General features: G+C 61.4%; 4 protein-coding genes and 1 pseudogene. 4 read left to right on the top strand and 1 reads right to left on the bottom strand.

Going from position 1 to position 5,228, the window contains the following annotated elements; translation table 11 throughout:
- Window positions 1-12: 12 nt before the first annotated feature.
- The gene (radC, locus tag AC1DH9_RS21750) at window positions 13-687 is read right to left on the bottom strand and encodes a RadC family protein (RefSeq protein WP_054594645.1); all 675 of its coding nucleotides are present in this window, start codon (window positions 685-687) and stop codon (window positions 13-15) included.
- Between the two features lie 133 nt (window positions 688-820).
- On the opposite strand from radC, the gene coaBC reads away from it, so the two are divergent.
- The 4 genes and pseudogenes from coaBC to argB all read left to right on the top strand — a co-directional run bounded on the left by coaBC (window position 821) and on the right by argB (window position 5,131).
- Complete coding sequence (gene coaBC, locus AC1DH9_RS21745) at window positions 821-2,029, top strand: bifunctional phosphopantothenoylcysteine decarboxylase/phosphopantothenate--cysteine ligase CoaBC (protein WP_427547214.1); 1,209 nt, start codon at window positions 821-823, stop codon at window positions 2,027-2,029.
- Between the two features lie 5 nt (window positions 2,030-2,034).
- Complete coding sequence (gene dut, locus AC1DH9_RS21740; RefSeq protein ID WP_216744360.1) at window positions 2,035-2,490, top strand: dUTP diphosphatase; 456 nt, start codon at window positions 2,035-2,037, stop codon at window positions 2,488-2,490.
- Window positions 2,491-2,782: 292 nt separating this feature from the next.
- Window positions 2,783-4,186, top strand: a pseudogene (locus tag AC1DH9_RS21735) (phosphomannomutase/phosphoglucomutase); the annotation flags it as partial.
- 39 nt (window positions 4,187-4,225) lie between these two features.
- The gene (gene argB / locus AC1DH9_RS21730; RefSeq protein ID WP_427547217.1) at window positions 4,226-5,131 is read left to right on the top strand and encodes an acetylglutamate kinase; all 906 of its coding nucleotides are present in this window, start codon (window positions 4,226-4,228) and stop codon (window positions 5,129-5,131) included.
- Window positions 5,132-5,228 lie beyond the last annotated feature (97 nt).

Below are 5,228 nucleotides of genomic sequence, written 5' to 3'. Positions count from 1 at the left end.
GCGCTACCCCGCTCACATCCACCCGTACTCGGCCATCGACAACGGATCGCCGTCACCGACAATGAAATGGTCGAGTACCCGCACATCGATCAGGTCCAGTGCCTCTTGCAGGCGCCTGGTCAGCGCTCGATCCGCCTGACTGGGCTCGGCGCTGCCTGACGGATGGTTGTGGCACAGGATCAGCGCCGCAGCGTTGTGCGCCAGTGCACGCTTGACCACCTGACGCGGGTAGACGCTGGCACTGTCGATCGAGCCGCGGAACAGTATCTCGAACGCCAGCACCCGATGCCGGGAGTCCAGAAACAGACAGCCAAACACTTCATGCGGCTCATGGCGCAACATCGCCTTCAGGTAATTGCGCACTTCGATCGGGCTCTTGAGCACCGAGTCGCGACGCAAGCGTTCCGCCAAATGCCGCCGCGCCATCTCCAGCACTGCCTGCAATTGGGCGAACTTTGCCGGCCCCAGCCCAAGCTGACTGCCGAACGTCTGCTGATCAGCCTCCAGCAACGTGCGCAGGCTGCCGAATTGATGCAACAGGTGTCGCGCCAGATCGACCGCGCTTTTGCCGGTCACCCCGGTGCGTAGAAAGATCGCCAGTAACTCGGCATCCGAAAGGCTCGCCGAACCCTGCTCCAGAAGCTTCTCCCGCGGGCGCTCTGCCGCCGGCCAATCGCGAATGCTCATAGCACCTCCATGTGTGTGGGCGCCGCTGTTCCGTTGCGGTCGCTGTGATATCGTAGTCCATCTTTTTTGCGGGCGATTTCACCCTGGGGAGGGGTTTCGCCACGTAGTCATCAATGAATTGAAAGGCAGGCCTATGCAGCGGCTGTATCGGAAACGCATCGTTCTCGGCGTCGGCGGCGGCATTGCCGCCTACAAGAGCGCCGAGCTGGTTCGCCGACTCATCGACCAGGGCGCCGAAGTGCGCGTGGTCATGACCCGCGGCGGCAGCGAGTTCATCACCCCGCTGACCATGCAGGCACTCTCCGGGCACCCGGTCCACCTGGACCTGCTGGACCCGGCGGCCGAAGCTGCGATGGGCCACATCGAGCTGGCCAAATGGGCTGATCTGGTGCTGATCGCGCCGGCCACCGCCGACCTGATCGCACGCCTGGCCCAAGGTATCGCCAATGACCTGCTGACCACCCTGGTACTGGCCACCGACGCCACCGTCGCGCTGGCGCCGGCGATGAATCAGGCCATGTGGCGCGACCCGGCCACCCAGGCCAACACCCAATTGCTCGAAACCCGTGGCTTCAAGGTCTTCGGCCCGGCGTCCGGCAGCCAGGCCTGCGGCGACGTCGGCATGGGCCGCATGCTCGAAGCCAACGATCTGGCACAATGCGCCGCTGACTGCTTCCAGCGCCAGGCGCTGACCGGCAAACACGTGCTGATCACCGCCGGCCCGACCCAGGAAAACATCGACCCGGTGCGCTACATCACCAACCACAGCTCCGGGAAAATGGGCTTTGCCCTGGCCGAAGCCGCGGTTGAAGCCGGCGCCCGGGTGACCTTGATTACCGGCCCCGTGCACCTGCCAACACCGGATCGCGTCACCCGGATCGACGTGGTCAGCGCCCGCGACATGCTCGCCGCCTGTGAAGCGGCGATCCCCTGCGACCTGTTCATCGCGTCTGCTGCGGTTGCGGACTATCGCCCGGAAGTCGTCGCCCCACAGAAACTCAAGAAAGACCCTACGAACGGCGACGGCTTGTTGCTACAAATGGTCCGCAACCCAGACATTCTGGCGACCATTGCCACGCGCCCCGACCGTCCGTTCAGTGTCGGTTTCGCCGCCGAAACCGAACACCTGCTCGACTACGCTGCACGCAAGCTGAAAGACAAAAACCTCGACCTGATCGTCGCCAACGACGTGGCCAACCCGAGCATTGGCTTCAACAGCGAGGAAAACGCTTGCAGCGTGATCGACCGGGAGTTGCACGCAACGCTCTTCGCCCAGACCAGCAAGGGCAAAATCGCCCGCCAGCTGATCACTTTTATCGCCGAACGTCTGAACCAGGTTTAACTCGCATGCACGCTTTACAAGCCAAGATCCTCGACCCACGCATTGGCCGCGAATTCCCGCTGCCGCAGTACGCCACGCCAGGCTCCGCCGGCCTCGACCTGCGGGCGATGCTGGAACAGGACACCGTCATCAAGCCGGGTGAAACCCTGCTGATCCCGACCGGTCTTTCGGTGTACATCGGCGATCCGGGCCTCGCCGCGCTGATCCTGCCGCGCTCGGGCCTGGGCCATAAGCACGGCATCGTGCTAGGCAATCTGGTCGGCCTGATCGACTCCGATTACCAGGGCCCGCTGATGGTTTCCTGCTGGAACCGCGGCCAGACCGACTTCAACATCGTGGTCGGCGAACGTCTTGCCCAACTGGTGCTGGTGCCGGTAGTTCAGGCGCACTTCGAGATGGTGGAAGAGTTCGTCGAGACCCAGCGCGGCACCGGCGGCTTCGGTCATTCCGGCAGCCATTGATACGATGGAGATCCTCTGTGGCGAGGGAGCTCGCTCCCGCTGGGCTGCGTAGCGGCCCCGAGACTTTGTGGGCGCTACGCACCCAAGCGGGAGCAAGCTCCCTCGCCACAATGTTTATGCAGTCTCACCTGCAAGGTTCACCGCGAAAATCAAGGCATGAGCCGGCTTTCATGAGTGTCATGGCCCTTTCGCACCACGAACTCTCTGTGGAAAACGCCGTCATATCCTTCAGTTTGAACCTGTCAACACATTGTTCGCAGGCAGGTCCCGCCACTTTCGAAATGGAGCATTCCCACAGATGAGCATCGCAGCCCGAGTCGCACCCACGTTCCCCGACAGCATTTTTCGCGCCTACGACATTCGTGGCGTTGTCCCGGAAACCCTGACCGCTGAAACCGCTTATTGGATCGGTCGCGCCATTGGTTCCGAAACGCTGGCCAAGGATGAGCCGCACATTTCCGTGGGTCGTGACGGTCGCCTGTCTGGCCCGGAATTGGTCGAGCAGTTGATCCAGGGCCTGCACGACAGCGGCTGCCACGTCAGCGACGTCGGCCTGGTGCCAACCCCGGCGCTCTATTACGCAGCCAACGTGCTGGCCGGCAAGTCCGGCGTAATGCTTACCGGTAGCCACAACCCGTCGAACTACAACGGCTTCAAAATCGTCATTGCCGGCGACACCCTGGCCAACGAACAGATCCAGGCCCTGCACGAACGCCTGAAAACCAATAACCTGAGCAGCGGCAAGGGCAGCATCACCAAAGTCGAGATCCTCGACCGCTACACCACCGAAATCGTCCAGGACATCAAGCTGGCCCGACGCTTGAAAGTGGTGGTCGACTGCGGCAACGGTGCCGCCGGTGTTATCGCGCCTCAGTTGATCGAAGCGCTGAACTGCGAAGTCATCCCGCTGTTCTGCGACGTCGATGGCAACTTCCCGAATCACCACCCGGACCCGGGCAAGCCTGAAAACCTGGTGGACCTGATCGCCAAGGTCAAGGAAACCAACGCCGACCTGGGCCTGGCCTTCGACGGTGACGGCGACCGCGTCGGCGTGGTGACCAATACCGGCGACATCGTTTTCCCGGACCGCCTGCTGATGCTGTTCGCCAAGGATGTGGTTGCACGCAACCCGGACGCCGAGATCATCTTCGACGTCAAATGCACCCGTCGCCTGACCCCGCTGATCAAGGAATATGGCGGTCGTCCGCTCATGTGGAAAACCGGTCATTCGCTGATAAAAAAGAAGATGAAACAAACCGGCGCCCTGCTCGCAGGCGAAATGAGCGGGCACATCTTCTTCAAGGAGCGCTGGTTCGGTTTCGACGACGGTATTTACAGCGCCGCGCGGCTGCTGGAGATCCTCAGCAAGGAAAAATCCACTGCGCAAGAGTTGTTCGAGACCTTCCCGAACGATATTTCTACGCCAGAAATCAATATCCATGTGACCGAAGAGAGCAAATTCAGCATCATTGATGCACTGCACGACGCCCGTTGGGGTGAAGGCGCCGAATTGACCACCATCGACGGTGTGCGAGTCGACTACGCCAAAGGCTGGGGCCTGGTTCGCGCGTCCAACACCACACCGGTGCTGGTCCTGCGTTTCGAGGCCGATAACGACGCCGAACTGCAGCGCATCAAGGACGTGTTCCACACCCAACTGAAACGTGTTGCACCTGACCTCCAACTACCATTTTGATTTTTTGAAGCGCCTTTTATTGAAGTGCCGGAGCCCCGAATGACCATCGAACGCGAAGCCGCCGCCAACACCGCCAAGGTCCTGTCCGAAGCGCTGCCTTACATTCGCCGCTATGTCGGCAAGACCCTGGTGATCAAATACGGCGGCAACGCGATGGAAAGCGAGGAGCTGAAAACCGGCTTTGCCCGCGACATCGTGCTGATGAAGGCCGTGGGCATCAACCCGGTAGTGGTTCATGGCGGCGGCCCGCAAATCGGCGACCTGCTCAAGCGCCTGTCGATCGAGAGCCACTTCATCGACGGCATGCGCGTCACTGACGCCCAGACCATGGACGTGGTGGAAATGGTCCTCGGTGGCCAGGTGAACAAAGACATCGTCAACCTGATCAACCGCCACGGCGGCAGCGCCATCGGCCTGACCGGCAAAGACGCCGAGCTGATTCGTGCGAAGAAGCTCACCGTGACCCGCCAGACACCGGAGATGACCCAGCCGGAAATCATCGACATCGGCCAAGTGGGCGAAGTGGTCGGCATCAACACCGACCTGCTGAACCTGCTGGTCAAAGGCGATTTCATCCCGGTGATCGCGCCAATCGGTGTCGGCGCCAACGGCGAGTCGTACAACATCAACGCCGACCTGGTAGCCGGCAAGGTCGCTGAAGCGCTGAAAGCTGAAAAGCTGATGCTGCTGACCAACATCGCCGGCCTGATGGACAAGTCCGGCAAGGTCCTGACCGGTTTGAGCACCCAGCAGGTCGACGAACTGATCGCCGACGGCACCATCTACGGCGGCATGCTGCCGAAGATCCGTTGCGCGCTGGAAGCCGTACAAGGCGGCGTCGGCAGCTCGCTGATCATCGATGGCCGGGTGCCGAATGCGATTCTGCTGGAAATCTTCACCGACACCGGTGTGGGCACCTTGATCAGCAATCGCAAGCGTCCGTAAGCAACACACATAAAAAGACCCCGCTCAGCCTGGCTGAGCGGGGTCTTTTTGTTTGTGCTTTCCCTGTGGGAGCGAGCCTGCTCGCGATAGCGGTCTT

Source organism: Pseudomonas sp. 05T35 (genome assembly GCF_056396605.1).
The sequence above is the reverse complement of the archived record's forward strand: the minus strand, read 5'-3'. Positions and strand labels throughout refer to the sequence as shown.

Coding starts and splice junctions, on each gene's coding strand:
- dut (WP_216744360.1), top strand. CDS start 2,035: ATGCACGCTTTACAAGCCAAGATCCTCGACCCACGCATTGGCCGCGAA.
- argB (WP_427547217.1), top strand. CDS start 4,226: ATGACCATCGAACGCGAAGCCGCCGCCAACACCGCCAAGGTCCTGTCC.
- radC (WP_054594645.1), bottom strand. CDS start 687: ATGAGCATTCGCGATTGGCCGGCGGCAGAGCGCCCGCGGGAGAAGCTT.
- coaBC (WP_427547214.1), top strand. CDS start 821: ATGCAGCGGCTGTATCGGAAACGCATCGTTCTCGGCGTCGGCGGCGGC.